Annotated in this window: 13 protein-coding genes; 6 read left to right on the forward strand and 7 right to left on the reverse strand. The window is 62.8% G+C overall.

The genetic code is table 11. From position 1 onward, the window contains the following. Positions 1 to 195: 195 nt before the first annotated feature. Both RM190_RS19895 and RM190_RS19900 read right to left on the reverse strand, forming a co-directional pair. Positions 196 to 1500, reverse strand: coding sequence for a chloride channel protein (locus RM190_RS19895; RefSeq protein WP_311761218.1), 1305 nt, complete (start codon positions 1498 to 1500; stop codon positions 196 to 198). A gap of 276 nt (positions 1501 to 1776) precedes the next feature. After that, positions 1777 to 3189 carry an alanine/glycine:cation symporter family protein gene (locus RM190_RS19900; protein WP_311761219.1) on the reverse strand — a complete coding sequence of 471 codons (1413 nt, stop codon included), beginning with the start codon at positions 3187 to 3189 and terminating at the stop codon, positions 1777 to 1779. 381 nt (positions 3190 to 3570) lie between these two features. Between RM190_RS19900 and RM190_RS19905 the strand changes: the two genes are divergently transcribed. Continuing rightward, positions 3571 to 4689, forward strand: coding sequence for a Fic family protein (locus RM190_RS19905; RefSeq protein ID WP_311761220.1), 1119 nt, complete (start codon positions 3571 to 3573; stop codon positions 4687 to 4689). A gap of 253 nt (positions 4690 to 4942) precedes the next feature. Here the strand turns inward: RM190_RS19905 and RM190_RS19910 are convergent, their stop codons facing one another. Both RM190_RS19910 and RM190_RS19915 read right to left on the reverse strand, forming a co-directional pair. Then, a complete protein-coding gene (locus RM190_RS19910) occupies positions 4943 to 5143 on the reverse strand; it encodes a hypothetical protein (protein ID WP_311761221.1) in 201 nt (66 codons plus the stop codon). 46 nt (positions 5144 to 5189) lie between these two features. After that, positions 5190 to 5963 (reverse strand): class I SAM-dependent methyltransferase, encoded by a 774-nt coding sequence (locus tag RM190_RS19915; protein ID WP_311761222.1) that lies wholly within the window; start codon positions 5961 to 5963, stop codon positions 5190 to 5192. 278 nt (positions 5964 to 6241) lie between these two features. Here RM190_RS19915 and RM190_RS19920 point away from each other — a divergent pair, with 278 nt between their 5' ends. After that, positions 6242 to 8350, forward strand: coding sequence for a TonB-dependent siderophore receptor (locus tag RM190_RS19920; protein ID WP_311761223.1), 2109 nt, complete (start codon positions 6242 to 6244; stop codon positions 8348 to 8350). Positions 8351 to 8632: 282 nt separating this feature from the next. Here the strand turns inward: RM190_RS19920 and RM190_RS19925 are convergent, their stop codons facing one another. Continuing rightward, on the reverse strand, positions 8633 to 9529 hold the full coding sequence (locus RM190_RS19925; RefSeq protein WP_311761224.1) for a LysR family transcriptional regulator: 897 nt from the start codon (positions 9527 to 9529) through the stop codon (positions 8633 to 8635). Between the two features lie 177 nt (positions 9530 to 9706). On the opposite strand from RM190_RS19925, the gene RM190_RS19930 reads away from it, so the two are divergent. Beyond that, positions 9707 to 11170, forward strand: a complete 1464-nt coding sequence (locus RM190_RS19930) for an amidase (RefSeq protein WP_311761225.1) — start codon at positions 9707 to 9709, stop codon at positions 11168 to 11170. A gap of 91 nt (positions 11171 to 11261) precedes the next feature. Then, positions 11262 to 12728, forward strand: coding sequence for a short-chain fatty acid transporter (locus RM190_RS19935; protein WP_311761226.1), 1467 nt, complete (start codon positions 11262 to 11264; stop codon positions 12726 to 12728). A gap of 100 nt (positions 12729 to 12828) precedes the next feature. Here the strand turns inward: RM190_RS19935 and RM190_RS19940 are convergent, their stop codons facing one another. Further along, the gene (locus RM190_RS19940; protein WP_311761227.1) at positions 12829 to 13467 is read right to left on the reverse strand and encodes a Vgb family protein; all 639 of its coding nucleotides are present in this window, start codon (positions 13465 to 13467) and stop codon (positions 12829 to 12831) included. A 9-nt stretch (positions 13468 to 13476) separates the two neighbouring features. After that, positions 13477 to 14694 carry an HTH domain-containing protein gene (locus tag RM190_RS19945; RefSeq protein WP_311761228.1) on the reverse strand — a complete coding sequence of 406 codons (1218 nt, stop codon included), beginning with the start codon at positions 14692 to 14694 and terminating at the stop codon, positions 13477 to 13479. 89 nt (positions 14695 to 14783) lie between these two features. On the opposite strand from RM190_RS19945, the gene RM190_RS19950 reads away from it, so the two are divergent. Together RM190_RS19950 and RM190_RS19955 are read left to right on the forward strand one after the other, a co-directional pair. Beyond that, positions 14784 to 15032 (forward strand): hypothetical protein, encoded by a 249-nt coding sequence (locus RM190_RS19950; protein ID WP_311761229.1) that lies wholly within the window; start codon positions 14784 to 14786, stop codon positions 15030 to 15032. Beyond that, positions 15029 to 15718, forward strand: coding sequence for a DUF899 domain-containing protein (locus RM190_RS19955; RefSeq protein ID WP_311761230.1), 690 nt, complete (start codon positions 15029 to 15031; stop codon positions 15716 to 15718). The genes RM190_RS19950 and RM190_RS19955 overlap by 4 nt, the downstream gene beginning before the upstream one ends. Positions 15719 to 15744: the final 26 nt, after the last annotated feature.

Here is a 15744-nt window from a genome sequence, read left to right on the forward strand (position 1 = left end):
CGCAGGGTGAGCGTAGCCCGAGGTCTTTGCACAAAACAACCTTTGCCAAGTGGATAAGGCACCATTCGGGCGATAACCTTGGGCGTTCTTCCGCACGCGTTTCGCGCAAAAGCAACGTCGCCATTGCGGGCCGGGCCGCAGCGCAGGATGAACTCGCGAACGGCAATGACTTGGTCCTTCAGCGGCGCAGACGGGTCAGACCTGGGGACCGCCATGCGCGCTGTCGGCCGCGCGCATCCGGCGCAGCCGCAGGGCATCCGCCAGCCAAAGGCGGGCAAGCCCGTGATAAAGGGGCTCGGGCGACAGCAGCCGCGACACGCCATAGCCCAGCATGGCCGCGGTCATGACCGGCAGGGCATGACCCTGTGTGGCCGTCATCTCCATCACGATGACGAAGGCGGTCATCGGCGATTGCACAACCCCGGCGAAATAACTGGCCATGCCCAGGACCGCAGCCAGGCCCAGCGACGAACCAAACAGGCTGCCCACCACATGACCCATGCCGGCCCCGACCGAAAGAGACGGTGCGAACAACCCTCCGGGTATTCCCGAAACGGTTGATGCCAGCGTGGCCAGCAGCTTTGCAAGGAAGAAGCCCGGAGCCAGCGGTTGCCCCTCGACGGCGCTGCGCGCTTCGGCATAGCTGGTCCCGAAGGTGGCGCCGTTGCTCAGCAGGCCCAATACCGCGACCGCAAGTCCCGCGCCACCGGCCACCACCACCAGTTTCCATACGCCGCGCGCAGGTTTCCATCTGCGAATGCGCCGCGTCAGCCACAGGGCCGATTTGCTGAACCCGGCACCCAACACCCCGCCCAGCAGGCCAACGACACCGACCAGCCACCAGTCCCGCGGAAAGTCGGGCACCACCTTCGGCGTACCGAAATAGGTATAGCTGCCCGAAATGGCCAAGGCGGAAATCCCCGCGATCACCACCGTCGACAGGACGACGCCGTTGGTCCGTGCCTGATAGCTGCGGCCCATTTCCTCGATGGCGAACACGATGCCCGCCAAAGGCGTGTTGAACGCCGCTGCAATGCCCGCAGCAGAGCCTGCGAGGATCAATCCCCTTGCGTGCTGAAGCTTTCCCAGATGCGCGCTGGCAAGCATGATGGCCGCGCCGATCTGGACGGTCGGACCCTCACGCCCGATGGAAGCGCCGAACAGCAGCCCCCAAAGAGTCAGCAGGATCTTGCCGGCGGCGATCCTGAGGGTGAGGTACAGGCCCCGGTCGTCCCCCTCAAGCTCTCGTGCGGCCATGGCCTGGGGAATGCCACTGCCCTGTGCGCCGGGGAAATACTTCTGAGCCACCCATGCCGAAAAACAAAAGGCCAAAGGCAGAACCAGGATCAGCCAGGGCGATGTGCCCTGTGCCGAAACATTCCGGAACGTCTCGCCTGCAAGATCGGCCAGCTTGGCAAAGGCCGTGCTGACAAGGCCAACCGTCAGCGCGCCAAGCCAGAAGACCGCACGCGCGCGCCAATGCCTTCGACGTGTGATCAAAGCGCGCGAGCGCCGAAGCAGCGGTGAGTTGTAGCGGATGCCGGGCATTGCGGGCTCGATCGGTTCAGGCCTGGAACCTGCAAGTCTCACGGTTCTGGCCGCGAAACAACCCTTTGCCAAGGCAGCGCAACAAATGGGGACGATCCCCATTGCCCCGTCGGCTGGATCAGGCAGCGGACGAACTGCCTTTGGCCAGCCCGACGCGATCTGATGATCGGCGGTCAGCATCAGATCATGATCCACTGTGGTGCCGAACCGGATGTCGGCTTCACATGATCAGCGCCAGATCTCGGGATCGACCCCTTTCGCAATGTCGGGATGCTGAGACAAGTGGAAGGTCGGCATCTTGCCGGCCTTTCTTTGTGCAAGGAAGTCGCGCGTCAACTTGGCGACCGTGCCGGAAAGTGCGACGATGGCAACCAGGTTGATCGTGGCCATTAGCCCCATCGAGGCGTCCGCCAGGTTGAAGACCGTGGCTACGCTTTGGATCGCGCCCCAGATCACCATCGCCACGGCCGCGATGCGCAGCACCGTCAGCCCCGCCTTGCTACCGAACCCCAAATAGGAAAAGGCGTTTTCCGCATAGGCATAGTTGCCGATGATGGAGGTGAAGGCGAAGAAGAAGATCGCCACCGCCACGAAGACGCCACCCGCATAACCGAAGTGATGCACCAGCGCGTTCTGGGTCAGCACGGTGCCCGTCACGCCGCTGCCCGGCTCCATCACGCCCGACAGGATGATCATGACCGCGGTCGCCGTGCAGACCAGAATGGTGTCGATGAACACCCCCAGCGCCTGCACGAAACCTTGGCTGGATGGGTGATGCGGGTCGGGGGTCGCGACCGCCGCGATGTTCGGAGCCGAGCCCATCCCGGCCTCGTTCGAGAAAAGGCCGCGCTTGATGCCGTTCATCGCCGCCGCCGTGATCGAACCCGCGACGCCGCCTGCCGCCTCGGTCAGCCCAAAGGCGCCGCCGATGATTTCCCACAGCGCGCCGGGCACGGCGGTCAGGTTCATCAGAACGACGATTATTGCCGTCAGAAGATAAGTGCCCGCCATGAAAGGCACCACGATTTCCGCCACACGGGCGACCTGAGGGATGCCGCCGAAGATGATCGCGGCCGTGAGTGCCGCCGTGGCCAGCCCGACCACCCATTTCGGAATCCCGAACGCGCCATTGACCGCCTCGGCGATGGAATTCGCCTGGACCGAGTTGAAGACCAACCCGAACGCCAAGATCAGCGCGACGGCAAAAACCGTGCCCAGCCAGCGCAGGCCCAGCCCCTTTGAGATGTAATAGGCGGGCCCGCCGCGATACATGCCGCCTTCGCCATGAACCTTGTAAAGCTGCGCGAGCGCGCTTTCGGAATAAGCCGTCGCCATGCCGACCAGCGCCACCATCCACATCCAGAAGACCGCACCGGCTCCGCCCAGATAGATCGCCACCGCGACCCCGGCGATATTGCCGGTGCCGACGCGCGAAGCCAGACTGACCGTCAGCGCCTGAAGCGGCGTGATGCCATTCTCGTCCGTACTGCCAGAGCCAATGACGCAGCGGAACAGTTCCGGGAAATGGCGGAACTGGAGAAAGCCGAGCCGGATGGTGAAATACAGCCCGACCGCAAGCAAGCCATAGATCAGGATGTAGTTCCAGAAGATCAGGTTCAGGAAGTCGATCATGGCACTCATGCGGGCGCTCCAGTCTTTGTTGCGGCTTGAACGTCAGATAAAGGTCAGTTTGAGCGGGATGCGGATTCCGGACAAAACAAGGCGCAATGTGCAAAAACGCGCGCCTTCAGGCCTGCAATGCCAAGGATCGGCGGTCCCGGGCAGGTTGCACCATGTTCGTCCAACTGTCATCCCATGCGACTGCCATCGCCGCTTGGGCGACTTCGACCCCAGCGCCTGGATCACCCATTGTCCACCGCCAATCCTGGAACCGGAAGGCAAGGTCTAACGCCCCGATCAGCCAGTTCCTTTCGGATTTTGAGCACTGCTGAGGCATAGATCATCGTTCCATAGATCAAGTTAAGTTGCTATTTTGAGTTATAGGAAAGGTGTCTATAACTCATGCATTGGAACTGGACGCACGCCGACTGGCCAACATTCCGCTATGACAGAAGCGCCATCGAGCCGCTTGAACGACGGTTCCTGCTGTCGTCGGGCGAGATCCTTGGTGCGGTCCGCCATGTATCGGGCGAGGACCGCGACCAGCTGCGCATCGAGCTTCTGAGCGAGGAGGCGATGCGCTCAAGCGCGATCGAAGGCGAGGTGCTGGATCGTTCCAGCGTCCAGTCCTCGTTGCGGCGACAGTTCGGCCTGGCCACCGACGGCGCGCCAACAAGGCCTCGCGAACAGGGCATCGCCGAAATGATGGCCGATGTCTATTCAGACTTTGACGCTCCCATCTCTCGGGACACCCTTTGCCGCTGGCACCGCATGCTCCTGTCCCATGATCGGGGTCTTGAGACGATTGGCGCCTACCGCCGGCACGACGATGCGATGCAGATCGTGTCTGGACGGGCCGAACGTCCAACCGTGCATTTCGAAGCGCCGCCATCCGCTCAGGTGCCGGGGGAAATGAAGATCTTCGTTGACTGGTTCAACCGAACCGCACCCGACAGCGCCACGCCTTTGCCCGCATTGACACGTGCGGCATTGGGCCATCTGTGGTTCGAGAGCATCCACCCTTTCGAGGACGGCAATGGCCGCCTCGGGCGCGCGCTGGCCGAGAAATCCCTGGCCCAGAACATCGGTCAGCCCAGCCTGATCGCCCTCGCCTACACGATCGAGCGCGACCGCAAGCGCTATTACGATCGCCTTGAAACAAACCAGAAGACGCTTGACGTCACCGACTGGCTGCTTTGGTTCGGCGAAACCGTCATCAGTGCCCAGAAGGTGACGCTGGAGCGTGTCGCCTTCTTCATCGCCAAGGCCAGGTTCTACGACGTTTATCGCGACCGCTTGAATCCACGTCAGGCCAAGGTTGTCGAACGGATGTTCCGCGAAGGTCCTGCCGGGTTCAAAGGGGGGCTAAGCGCCGAGAATTTCATCGCAATCACCAGCACATCGCGTGCTACCACCACGCGGGATCTGCAAAACCTTGTGGAGATGGGCGCAATGACCCGGTCAGGCGAGCGCAGGCATACGCGCTATTGGCTGAACCTGCCGGGTTCTGGCGGGAAGTAGAAAGGGCCAGGTGTCCTTTCACAGCCCCTGCTTCGAAATCGCCGTATTCGGAACATCGGCCACAATCCGAAGAATGCGCCCCGGATAGTCTGGCACGTTGTTGGCGACAAGGAGCGGCTTGGCGCGGCGGGGCCGCGGCCCAGACCCTCTCACCCCAGATACGCGTCCACGATGAGTGTCGTGCGATCTGTGCGCGCGATGTCTATCTCCACGCCATAGACGCGGCCGGTCGCGGCGTCGTGAAGCACGGCCTCTAGAACATCCGGCCTTCACCAAGAATGACCTTTTTCGCGCCATGCGGAACCTCGACCGTTCGTCCGGCAAGGTCGGTCACGGTGATTGTCTCTGCGGCAGCGCCCTGTCCCCAGGACAGGGCTGCGATCCCGATCACGCGGCCAGGCTTTTCATCAGCGCCGCAGGTCGTTCCCGCAGCAGTGTGCGCAAGGTCATCCATTCCTCCATCTGCCGCCGGCTTGCGGACGGCTCGTCAGGTCAATGTTTCATGGCTTGCTTGCGCGGATCGCATAGCGGTCCTGGCTTGCTCTTTCTATGCGTTGGACAAATGGCATATGCGCGGCTTGCGCCTTGCGAATGGCCGCGTGGTCACGATCAATGACCACGTCGACAAAACCGGTCCCAATCAAGAGATCGCGAATTTCCTCTGCACGCGCCCCTTCGGAAAAATGCACCCTGCTGACGATGGCGTCGTGGATGGTCCGGTCTCGTCCTGGCAGGGCCGCGGAAGGTTTGATCCGGCGCAGCAGCGCGGCCATCCGACGCAGGGCAACGGATCGTGCCCCGCGCGCCGAGCTGTCCACGTCCACGATCAGCAGCCGCCCGCCCTGTTTCAGAACGCGGAACCAGTCGGCAAACGCCAAGGCCGGATCCGGCAAGGTCCAGACGAGATGCCGCGTCATGATCGCATCGAATGCTTTTTCGGGCATCATCGTGCGCTCCGCATCCGCTTCAAGAAACCGGATCGGCAAGGCCAAGTCCTGGGCCTTTTGGCGGGCGCGTTCAAGCATTGGTCCGGCGAAATCGATGCCGGTCACATCATAGCCCATCTCCGAAAGAAGGCGTGAAATGACCCCGGTACCGCTTGCAAGGTCAAGCGCCTTGCGGCCCTCTCCTCGTCCCAGATGTTTGTGAATGAGCGTGTGCCACGCTGCCCGCTCGTCATCAGAGAAAATCTCGTGACCCGGCGAGAGGTCAAAGGTCGGTGCGCGAGAAGACCAATACTCTCTGATCTCGTCCTTGAGCGTCCAGTTCTGCAAGGATCGCCCTCCCCAAGGCTTTCCAAAATTCCGATTTTTTTGTCTGTTACTTCACGTTGCCGGGGCGAAAAAGTTTGTTTTGTCCCATCCGCAGATGCGTGCACAAAAATCCACTGACGCTGGACACTGCTGAGAATCTGGCTGCGAAGATGGGCGACGCCGATGCGCAAGCGCAGTTGTATCGCATTTGCCACGCGGCGCCCGTTTACTGTCCTTACCAGCTTGACAAAAACTAGTGTTTTACTCAGGAACTTTTCCCTAATTTAGGAGAAGGACCGATGTCGGTGAATTATTGTTTGCGGGCGCTCGCCAGCACGAGCGTATTGGCGTTGTCGGCAAACCTGTCGGTTGCTCAGGACGCGCAGGTATCTCAATCGGAACCGGTCGTTACTCTTGACGCGGTCGTCCTTACCGCGACCACGGATACCCAAGCTGCCGCTGATGGTTACGTCGCGACCTACAGCCAGATTGCAACCAAATCCGATGTCCCGATCGCCGAAACGCAGCAGTCGATCTCAGTCGTGACCAATCAGCAGATCCGCGACCAGGGCGCTGAGAATCTCGGGCAGGCGCTAGGCTATACTGCGGGTGTTCTGGCAGAGCCGTTTGGCAAGGATCCCCGCTTCGACACTCCTTATGTCCGGGGCTTCAGGGCCGAAGACGCGCAATACGTCAACGGTCTGCGTCAGGGTCGCTATTTCGGTGCGATCGGGCAGGAAATCTACGGCATCCAGCAGATCGAAGTGCTGCGCGGGCCGTCATCCTCGCTCTATGGCGCGGGTTCGCCCCTTGGCGTCATCAACATGGTTCAGAAACGCGCCCAGTCCTATGACTTTGGCGAAGTCGGCGTCGGCTACGACAGCAACAACAGCAGCCAGCTGTTCTTCGACGTGAACCGTGCGCCAAGCGCCGATCTGGCGTGGCGCATCACCGGCATCGGTCGCGATGACCAAACGCAGATCGAGGACCTGACCGACAAGGGCGGCTATCTGGCGGGTGCCGTGCGCTGGACCCCGGACGATGCGACCACGATCGACTTCCTGGCCACCTATACCAAGGATGCGCCAATGCCGCCGACGGGCGTGCCCTTTGCGCTGACCGGCACCGGCCATGACGAATATCTGCGCGAACTTTATACCGGGCAGAAGGATTGGGACGACAGCAACCGCAAAGCCTATAGCTTCGGTGTCGAGATCAGCCACGAATTCGACAATGGCTGGACGCTGAATCAGGGCTTTCGCTACGAAAGTCTCGACTGGGATTATCGCACCACCTATGCCTCCGCGGTAACAGGCCCGACCACCTTCAGCCGCGGTTCGAGCGAGCAGCTGGAGAACAGCGACACAGTCAGCATCGACACCCGCCTGAACGGCGAGGTCGTGACCGGCCAGGCGACGCACAAGCTGCTCTTCGGCATGGACGTCCGCAAATATGATGCCCATGAAAGCAGCCAGTTTTTCACGGCCGCCGATCTCGACTGGCAGGATCCCGATTACTACATCGACGCGCGGACGCCCTACGGCCCCCCGAACGCGGGACCGTCTTTGCTGCGTCAGGCGGGCATCTATGCGCAGGACGAAATCGAATACGGCAACTGGCGCGGCTCGTTTGGCCTGCGCTACGATTGGGTCGAGCAGACGGGCGAACGCTATGGCACCGTCTCGGAGTACAAGGAAAACAAGGTCACCGGCCGCGCCGGTCTGGCCTATGTCTTTGACAACGGCGCGGTCCCCTATATCACCTATTCGACCTCGTTCGATCCGCAGGCCGGTGTCGATCTCGACAACAACGTGCTGCGCCCGACCGAAGGCAAGCAATGGGAAGCTGGCGTCAAGTATCAGCCGCAATCCTTCGAGGGCCTGATCACGCTGGCGGTCTATGACCTGCGCCAGACCAACGTGAACCGCGCCGTCCAGCGGCCCGACGGCCCCGGCAGTGGCATCCGCCAGATCGGAGAGGTCCGCTCGCAAGGGATCGAGCTGGAGGCGACGGCCGAAATCGCCGAGGGCTGGAAGCTGCGCGGCGGCTATGCCTACAACAAGACCGAGCAGATGGCTCCGGACGGCGATCCGGTGAACGGCAAGGAACTGCCCGACGCGCCGAATCATCTGGCCAGCCTTTGGGTGGACCGCGACTTCGGCAACGGTTTGCGCGCCGGCGGCGGCATCCGCTATATCGGCTCGCGTTTCAAGGACGCGACGAACAGCGCCGAGCTTGACGACGTGACGCTGGTCGATCTGGGCGGCAGCTACACCTGGAACAGTATCGAGACCTCGATCAATGTCACCAACCTGACCGACGAGGTCTATGTCGGTGCCTGCGGATTCTCGTATTGCGCCTATGGCGAAGGCCGTACCATCACGGCAAAGGTCGCCTACAAGTTCTAAGGCGCGCACCTTATGCAGGCGGGGGGCGCCCAAAGGCGCCCCTGCCAATCCAGCTGCCCTGAAGCACGCTGGTCGTTGAGGATATCTCAGGCCGAGTTACGGAAACCGACTCTCAAGGCATTCCGGCACGCCGCTTGATCGAGCCAGATTCCCTCGGAAGATCACGGTGCAGGCCAGTTCGTCATCGGTAAATCGGGCGACCATCCGTTCTGTCCGCTGCCCGCACGAAGGTCAGCACCCGGTGGCCCTGGGCCAGCCCTCCGCCAACAATTTGCCGGTGGCTCAGTCCACAGCAGATTTCAGGCCCCAGATGTCGGAAAGCTCCCCCAAAATGGCCCGGATTGCCTGATCGTCGGCACGATCTTCGGCATAGACAAAAGCCAGTCGAGTGGTCGCCACGCGATCGCCGAAAAACTTCACTTCGCCCGCGGCTCGGGCTTCCAGAGCCAGCTCTTCGCGCAGCACGCCGACGCCGACACCAGCAGCGACCAGTGCACGCATCAGTTGCTCATGGTCGGCTTCGACCGTCTCGATGGGACGGATGGTGGAGTCCTTCAGAATATCCTGCATGATTTCCTGATGGCCGCTGCGGGGGGCTACACGGATCCATGGCACTTCCGCCAACTGAGACAGAGACCTGCCGTCGAATTCCTGATCCCAACGCGCCGGAATGACCAGCCGGAACACCATTTCATCCAGCACCAGCATCTTGGTGCCCGGCGGCCGGGTCTGGCTTACCAGAATGGCGCCGTCGATTTCTGCGCTGCGCAGGGCGTCCAGCAACCAACTGGTGCGCCCGACCTGCACGTCAATCCGCAACGCAGGGTGCCGCTGGACCACGCCATGCAGCAATTCTCCCAGACGCAGTGCCGCCGGATCCAGCATCACGACACCGATGCGCAGTTGCCCGTCGACCTGGCCACGCAAGGCTCGCGCCTGATGCACGAAGGCCCCGAATGCCTCGATCGCCTGTTCGGCCCGCGACAGAAGCGCCTCGCCGGATTGGGTCAGCGTGACCGAGGATGTGGTGCGTGACAGCAGCTTGACCTGCAGTTCTTCCTCCAGCGACTTGAGCTGTCCACTGACGGCAGGCTGGGTGATGTGCAGGGCCTCGGCCGCCTTGGTGACGCTAGACAGTCGCGCCACGGTAACAAAGGTGCGGAGTTGGCGAATATCCATCCGGTCCTCGGGGCTAAGGTGTTGCAGGCCATGACAGAATACAGTTCAGCACGCGAGCTTATAGAGTTCATCAGCAGATACGATTTCTCCCCGCCCGTTGGTGGGGCCTAGGCTTTGCCCAAGTGCCGCGGCGCATCGCGCAGCGTGCCTCAACTCCAAGCATGTCAGGAGGATCCCTTGCAGCAAAGCCCCGCAAAACTCGCCACCGCCACCCAGCCCGGTCCCACAGCCCACGGCCTTTGCAGCCTGACCGCATCGCAGGCCGTGGACCTGCTCAAACGTCGCGAGGTTTCGTCGCTGGAACTGGTCGATGCCGCCATCGCCCGCATCGAGGCGGTGGACCCTGTCGTCAACGCATTGCCGATACGCCGGCTGGAGCAGGCGCGGGACGAAGCGCGTGCCTTGCCACCGCCATCGGCCGAACAGGATGATCGTCCCGGCTGGCTGGCGGGATTGCCGATCGCGGTAAAGGACTACAACGACCTGGCGGGGCTGCCCACGACCTATGGCTCACCCATCTATGCGCAGAACGTGGCGGCGCGTTCCGACCTGACGGTGGCGAACCTGCAGGCGCATGGCGCAATCGCCATCGCCAAGTCGAACGTGCCCGAATTCGCCGGCGCGAACACCTTCAACACGGTGTTCGGGGCGACCCGCAATCCGTGGAACACTGATCTGACTGCGGGCGGATCGTCCGGAGGATCGGCAGCCGCGCTCGCCTCCGGAATGATCTGGCTCGCGACGGGGAACGACCTTGGCGGCAGTCTCCGCATTCCCGCAAGCTTCTGCGGGGTCGTCGGCATGCGGCCCAGTGCGGGGAGGGTTCCGCGCCCGGAATCCGTGGCCCCCTTTGATCCGCTGTGGGTCGAGGGTCCCATGGGTCGCTGTGTCGAGGATGTGGCCCTGATGCTTGATGCGCAAGCGGGGTTCGATCCGCGCGACCCGCTGTCCTATTCCGCACCCGCGCGATCCCATGTTGAAGCGGTGCGGCAGCCCGGCCGGCCGGGTCGCATCGGTTTTTCCCCGAATCTCGGGCTGGGACGGGTCGATCCAGAGGTCGCCGCGATTTGTCAGGCCGCGGTGCTGCGCCTTGCCGATGCCGGCGCTGTTGTCGACGATGGCTGCCCGGATTTCTCGGGCGGGATCGACGCGTTCCAGACCCTGCGCGCCAACCTGATCGCCGCCGTGCGGGGGCCGCTGCTGGACGAGCACCGCGCCCGCATCTGTCCCGAGATCATCTGGAACATCGAGAAGGGCCTGCATCAGTCCGGGGCAGATGTGGCGAAGGCCGAACGCCAGCGGGGCCAGATTTTCCTGCGGCTGGCTGCGTTCTTTGGTGAACACGACATCCTTGCCTGCCCGACCGTCGCCGTTGCGCCTTTCCCGGTGGCGCAGCGCTTCCCGACCGAGATCGCGGGCCAACCCCTGCAATCCTATATCGACTGGATGTATCTGACCTTTGTTCTGACTCTGACCGGATGCCCCTGCATCTCGGTCCCGGTCGGACTGACCTCGGATGGCCGCCCGGTCGGCTTGCAATTGATGGCCCGGCCACGCGCGGATGCCGAATTGCTGGGGGTGGCGCGGCTGCTGGAGCAAACCGTCGACCTCAGGACTGGCGTTCCGCGCGATCCTTCCTGAAGCAGCGGACCGACCATGCGGGCGCCCCATCGGGGCGACCGCTCTCGAAGACCCAAAACAACAGAACAACCCACCAACAGGAGCAATATCCATGTCCACGGAGAACCGGGCGGGCACAGGCCTGCTCGCGGGGTCGGGCCCCGCAGCCGAAGACAGCATCCCCTTTCTGGAGCGCCTTGCCCTGCGCGTCACGGCGTGGTGCGAGAAGTGGTATCCGGACGCCTACGTCTTCGTTGCCCTGACCCTTGTGGTCGTGGCGCTGGGGGCAATGGCAATCGGCGCATCGCCGCATCAGGTCTCGGTCGCTTTCGGAGAAGGTTTCTGGAGCCTGATCCCCTTTACGATGCAGATGGCGATGGTGGCGATCACCGGCTATGTCGTCGCGAGCTCTCCCCCGATGACCCGTCTTGTCACTGCCGCCGCCCGGCTGCCGCGGACCGGGCGGGGTGCCGTTGCCTATGTCGCCTTCATCAGCGTCATGGTTTCATTGCTGCATTGGGCGCTGAGCCTTGTTTTTGCGGCGCTGCTGGCCAAGGAACTGGCCCGGCGGCGGAATCTGGCGATGGATTATCGCGCAGCGGGGGCAGCTGCCTATCTGGGCATGGGTGCGACCTGGGCGCTGGGGATCAGTTCTTCGGCCGCCCAGTTGCAGGCCAATCCGGCCAGCATCCCCGCCAGCCTGATGCCGATCACCGGCGTCATTCCCTTCAGTCAGACCATCTTCCTGTGGCAAAGCGTGCTCATCACGCTGGTCCTGGTCACGCTTTCGACCTTGGTGGCCTATTGGACCGCCCCCGCGCCGGGGCGCGCCCGAAGTGCAGAGGATCTCGGCATCGAGCTGAACATTACGGCCGACCCCCTGCCCCGGCGCGAACGCCCTGGCGAATGGCTGGAGTTCAGCCCCGCGCTGACCCTGGCGCTGGTTGCGTTGGGGTTGGGCTGGGTCTGGCATGAATTCACCACCAAACCGGTGCTTGTCGCCATCTCCGGCCTGAACACCTTCAACCTGATTTTCATCCTGCTCGGGATGCTGTTGCACTGGACCCCGCGGAACTTCCTCAATGCCGTTTACAAGGCGGTGCCCGTCGCGGCCGGGGTCCTGATCCAGTTCCCGCTTTACGGTGCAATCGCAAGCATCCTGACAGCGGCAGCCGGTCCCGACGGGCACACGCTGACCCACCACCTATCCGATTTCGTGGTCAGCATTGCCTCGCATGACAGTTTCGCCTTCCTGACCGGGATCTATTCGGCCGTGCTGGGATTCTTCGTGCCCTCGGGTGGCGGCAAGTGGCTGATCGAGGCGCCCTATGTCATGGAGGCGGCCAACAACCTGCAGATCCATCTGGGCTGGGTGGTCCAGATCTATAACGCGGCCGAGGCGCTGCCCAACCTGATCAATCCCTTCTGGATGCTGCCATTGCTGGGCATCATGCATCTGAAGGCGCGAGATCTTGTCGGGTTTACCTTTGCGCAGTTCCTGACCCACACGCCGGTGGTGCTGTTCCTTTTGTGGGCGCTTGCCGGCACGCTGGATTATCAGCCTCCGGTCATGCCCTGATCGCAGCCACATGACGAGGTCGGCTGCCTTCCGTTTCAAGGCAGCCTATCTTGTAGTTGCGCGGCTTCCTTCGTCCCGATCGCGCCCCTAGAGCCAGCGGCTATTTCGCAGCCCTTGGTCGCCGGACGACACGCAACCTGCCGCTGTCCCCACCACCGCAGAAGAACCTTTCGCCACCATCGGATTCGAGACCCGAGATGATCTTTCCCGCGGGCATCTCCAGGCTGTCCAGCACGACACCGCTGATTGGATCGATGTGGCGCAACTCGCTTTGCCCATTTTCCCATGTGCCGTGCCAAAGCTCGCCGTCGACCCAGCTGACCCCGGTGACAAAACGGTTTGAGCGGATCTCGCGCTGGACCTCGCCTGTCTCGGCGTCGATCTGGATGATCGCCCGCCCGTCATATTGCCCGACCCAAAGCGAGCCCTCTGACCAGGCCAGACCTGAGGCCCGCTCGCCTCCGGGCGCCGGGATCGTCGCCACCACCCTGCCATCCGCAGGGTCGATCTTTCGGATCAGGGATTGCGCGATCTGATACAGATGCCGCCCGTCGAAGGCCGTCCCGGCATCGGCGAGTATATCGAGCATCTGTCCCGGTTCGCCGCTCTCGGGGTCGATGGCGAGCAAATGATCGCCGGTCGCGACCCAGACGCTGCGGCCGTCGAAGCTGACCCCGTGGATTGCATCGGTCCGGGGAAAGGGACCGTACTCACATAGGATCTCGGCTTGGTGCTTCATGCTGCCTTCCTACTCTCCAATGGAGTTCACCGGGAGCAACAATCCTGTCGGGAAACCCGGGACCCCCGCGAATGTCCAGCGCCGCGACCTGCCGTGGCCGAACCATTCGACCTTACCGGACCGGCGCAGCGCATCAAGCATGCGTTGTACCGTCCGTGGACTGACATCCAGCGCAAGGGCGAGGCCCGAACTGCTCCACGCCTCGCCATCGGCAAGAAGGGCCAGAATATCAGCGTGCGGCCCCTGAACCGGGGGTGCAAGGACCACCGGGGTGCCTTTTTTCGGCTTCAGCGCATAGCCCAGGCGCGTCGCCCCCACCCCAGCGAGTGGGCCGAGCACCTTGCGCAGCCTGGCAATCTCGACCCGCAGGCGGGCCCGGTGCGAGTCGTCCGCCTGCCGGGCCCGAAAGACGCGCTGCAACAGATGTTCGCGCGGGACGTCGTTCGGCCAGGCCTCGGCCAGATTGCGGAGCAACCCGAAGAGGACCGGCCGACCGCGCAGATCTATGATATCCGGCCCCTGACGCAGCAGGCTTCGGCACGCATCGACCACCAGTTTTTCCGAGGCCAGGATCTTTTCCAACTCGGCAAGGCTGAGGCTGCGATCCTTTCCTTCCGCGATCAGCCGGACCGCCGGTGCCAGGGCGGCCTGCCGGGCGGTTTCCACCTCGGCCAGCAATGCCGGAACTGATGCAGCCTGCGCGGCATGGGCCGCCTCATGCAGGGCGAGACGGGCCTTGCCAGCCTCGACCCGCCGCATCGCGATGCCGACCGCGACAAGCCAATAGCCCGGTCGCGATACGCTCGGCATCATTGCGGGATCGATCGAGGACAGAAGGTCTTCGGCCTGACCCAATCGACCGAGAAGCAAAGCCAGTCGCGCTTGCAGGTAGGTCGCGTGGGCAAGGTTGGATCGGTCGCCGTGCCTTTCGAGAATGCTTCCCGTTGTCTGCAACAGGTCCATCAACCCGCTCAGGTCGCGCAGCACCAGTGAGATTTCGGCAAATGCCAGATTGCATTTGGCGACCATCAGTGCCGAGCCGGAACCGAAGTCGCGGGCGGCGTCGCGCAGCAGTTCACGGGCACGCGGCAAATCGCCCAGCTGCGCCATGGCAATCCCCCGCAGCGCTCGGGCATGCGGGTCGTCCCGCAGGGCCACGCGCTTCAGGGTCCCCAGTGCGTCGCCCCGGGCAAGGGCGTGCGCAGCAGCTGTAATCACCGGATCCATCGCAATCCCGCCATGTTTGTTACTCACCCGCGGCCCACAACCGGCCGTAGGGTCGTGGTGCTCCATCAACATCAGAGAGGAGGCGAGACATGACAATGGCGAAGGATTACGCCGGATGGCTGTCCCTGACCGCGTCGCCGATCTTTGCGATCATGGCGGCAATGACTGCGCAGGACGGAGGAAGTCTCTGTCTCTCGGCGCCCGGCGCCTCGCCGATGAGTGGCATGACCGGGATGTATCTCTTGATGATCATTTTTCACCTGCCGCCCTGGTTGCGGCTGATTGCCCGCTCGGCGGGCTCCCCTCGCAATCCCAGCTTCACGGAGAATAACCCATGACACCTTCAATCGTATCGCGCGAAGAATGGCTCGACGCCCGCAAGTCCCTGCTGGCCCGCGAGCGCGCCATGACCCACGAACTGGACGCGTTGCGGGCGCAGCGGCGCCAGCTTCCCTGGGTCCGGCTCGACAAGACCTATATCTTCGACGGACCAAACGGCGAGAAATCGCTTGGCGACCTGTTCGAGGGGCGCAGCCAACTGGCCGTTTACCATTTCATGCTGACACCGGGATCGGACCATATCTGCTCGGGCTGTTCCTTCATTGCCGATCACATCGACGCAGCGCGGCAGCATTTCGAGCAGGCCGATCTGTCATTCGCCGCAATCTCGCGGGTCCCTGTCGAGCAGATCCAGGCCGTCAAGACGCGGTTGGGGTGGACCTTTCCCTGGCTGTCCTCTGCGCGCAACAGTTTCAACTTCGATTTCGCGGTATCCTTCACGCCCGAGGATCGCGAAGCCGGCCGCGCCATCTACAATTACGGGACGGTCATCCGGAACAGTCCGGACATGTTCGGGACGAGCATCTTTGCCAAGGACGAAACCGGTGACATCTTCCACACTTATTCGACCTATCATCGCGGCAACGAGCTGCAGATCGGTGCTTTCAACTGGCTCGACCTGACCCCAAAGGGGCGCAACGAGACCGACACCATGAGCTGGGTGCGCCTGCACGATGAGTACTGACTGTGTGGAGCGGCAGAGCGATTGAT

The sequence above is a fragment of the Paracoccus broussonetiae genome (assembly GCF_031854425.1).
In the GTDB taxonomy this organism is placed as follows: domain Bacteria; phylum Pseudomonadota; class Alphaproteobacteria; order Rhodobacterales; family Rhodobacteraceae; genus Paracoccus; species Paracoccus broussonetiae.

Excerpts from the sequence above, each read along its gene's own strand:
- RM190_RS19900 (WP_311761219.1), bottom strand. The coding sequence starts at position 3,189 with ATGAGTGCCATGATCGACTTCCTGAACCTGATCTTCTGGAACTACATC.
- RM190_RS19905 (WP_311761220.1), top strand. The coding sequence starts at position 3,571 with ATGCATTGGAACTGGACGCACGCCGACTGGCCAACATTCCGCTATGAC.
- RM190_RS19910 (WP_311761221.1), bottom strand. The coding sequence starts at position 5,143 with ATGGATGACCTTGCGCACACTGCTGCGGGAACGACCTGCGGCGCTGAT.
- RM190_RS19920 (WP_311761223.1), top strand. The coding sequence starts at position 6,242 with ATGTCGGTGAATTATTGTTTGCGGGCGCTCGCCAGCACGAGCGTATTG.
- RM190_RS19925 (WP_311761224.1), bottom strand. The coding sequence starts at position 9,529 with ATGGATATTCGCCAACTCCGCACCTTTGTTACCGTGGCGCGACTGTCT.
- RM190_RS19935 (WP_311761226.1), top strand. The coding sequence starts at position 11,262 with ATGTCCACGGAGAACCGGGCGGGCACAGGCCTGCTCGCGGGGTCGGGC.
- RM190_RS19940 (WP_311761227.1), bottom strand. The coding sequence starts at position 13,467 with ATGAAGCACCAAGCCGAGATCCTATGTGAGTACGGTCCCTTTCCCCGG.
- RM190_RS19945 (WP_311761228.1), bottom strand. The coding sequence starts at position 14,694 with ATGGATCCGGTGATTACAGCTGCTGCGCACGCCCTTGCCCGGGGCGAC.
- RM190_RS19950 (WP_311761229.1), top strand. The coding sequence starts at position 14,784 with ATGACAATGGCGAAGGATTACGCCGGATGGCTGTCCCTGACCGCGTCG.
- RM190_RS19955 (WP_311761230.1), top strand. The coding sequence starts at position 15,029 with ATGACACCTTCAATCGTATCGCGCGAAGAATGGCTCGACGCCCGCAAG.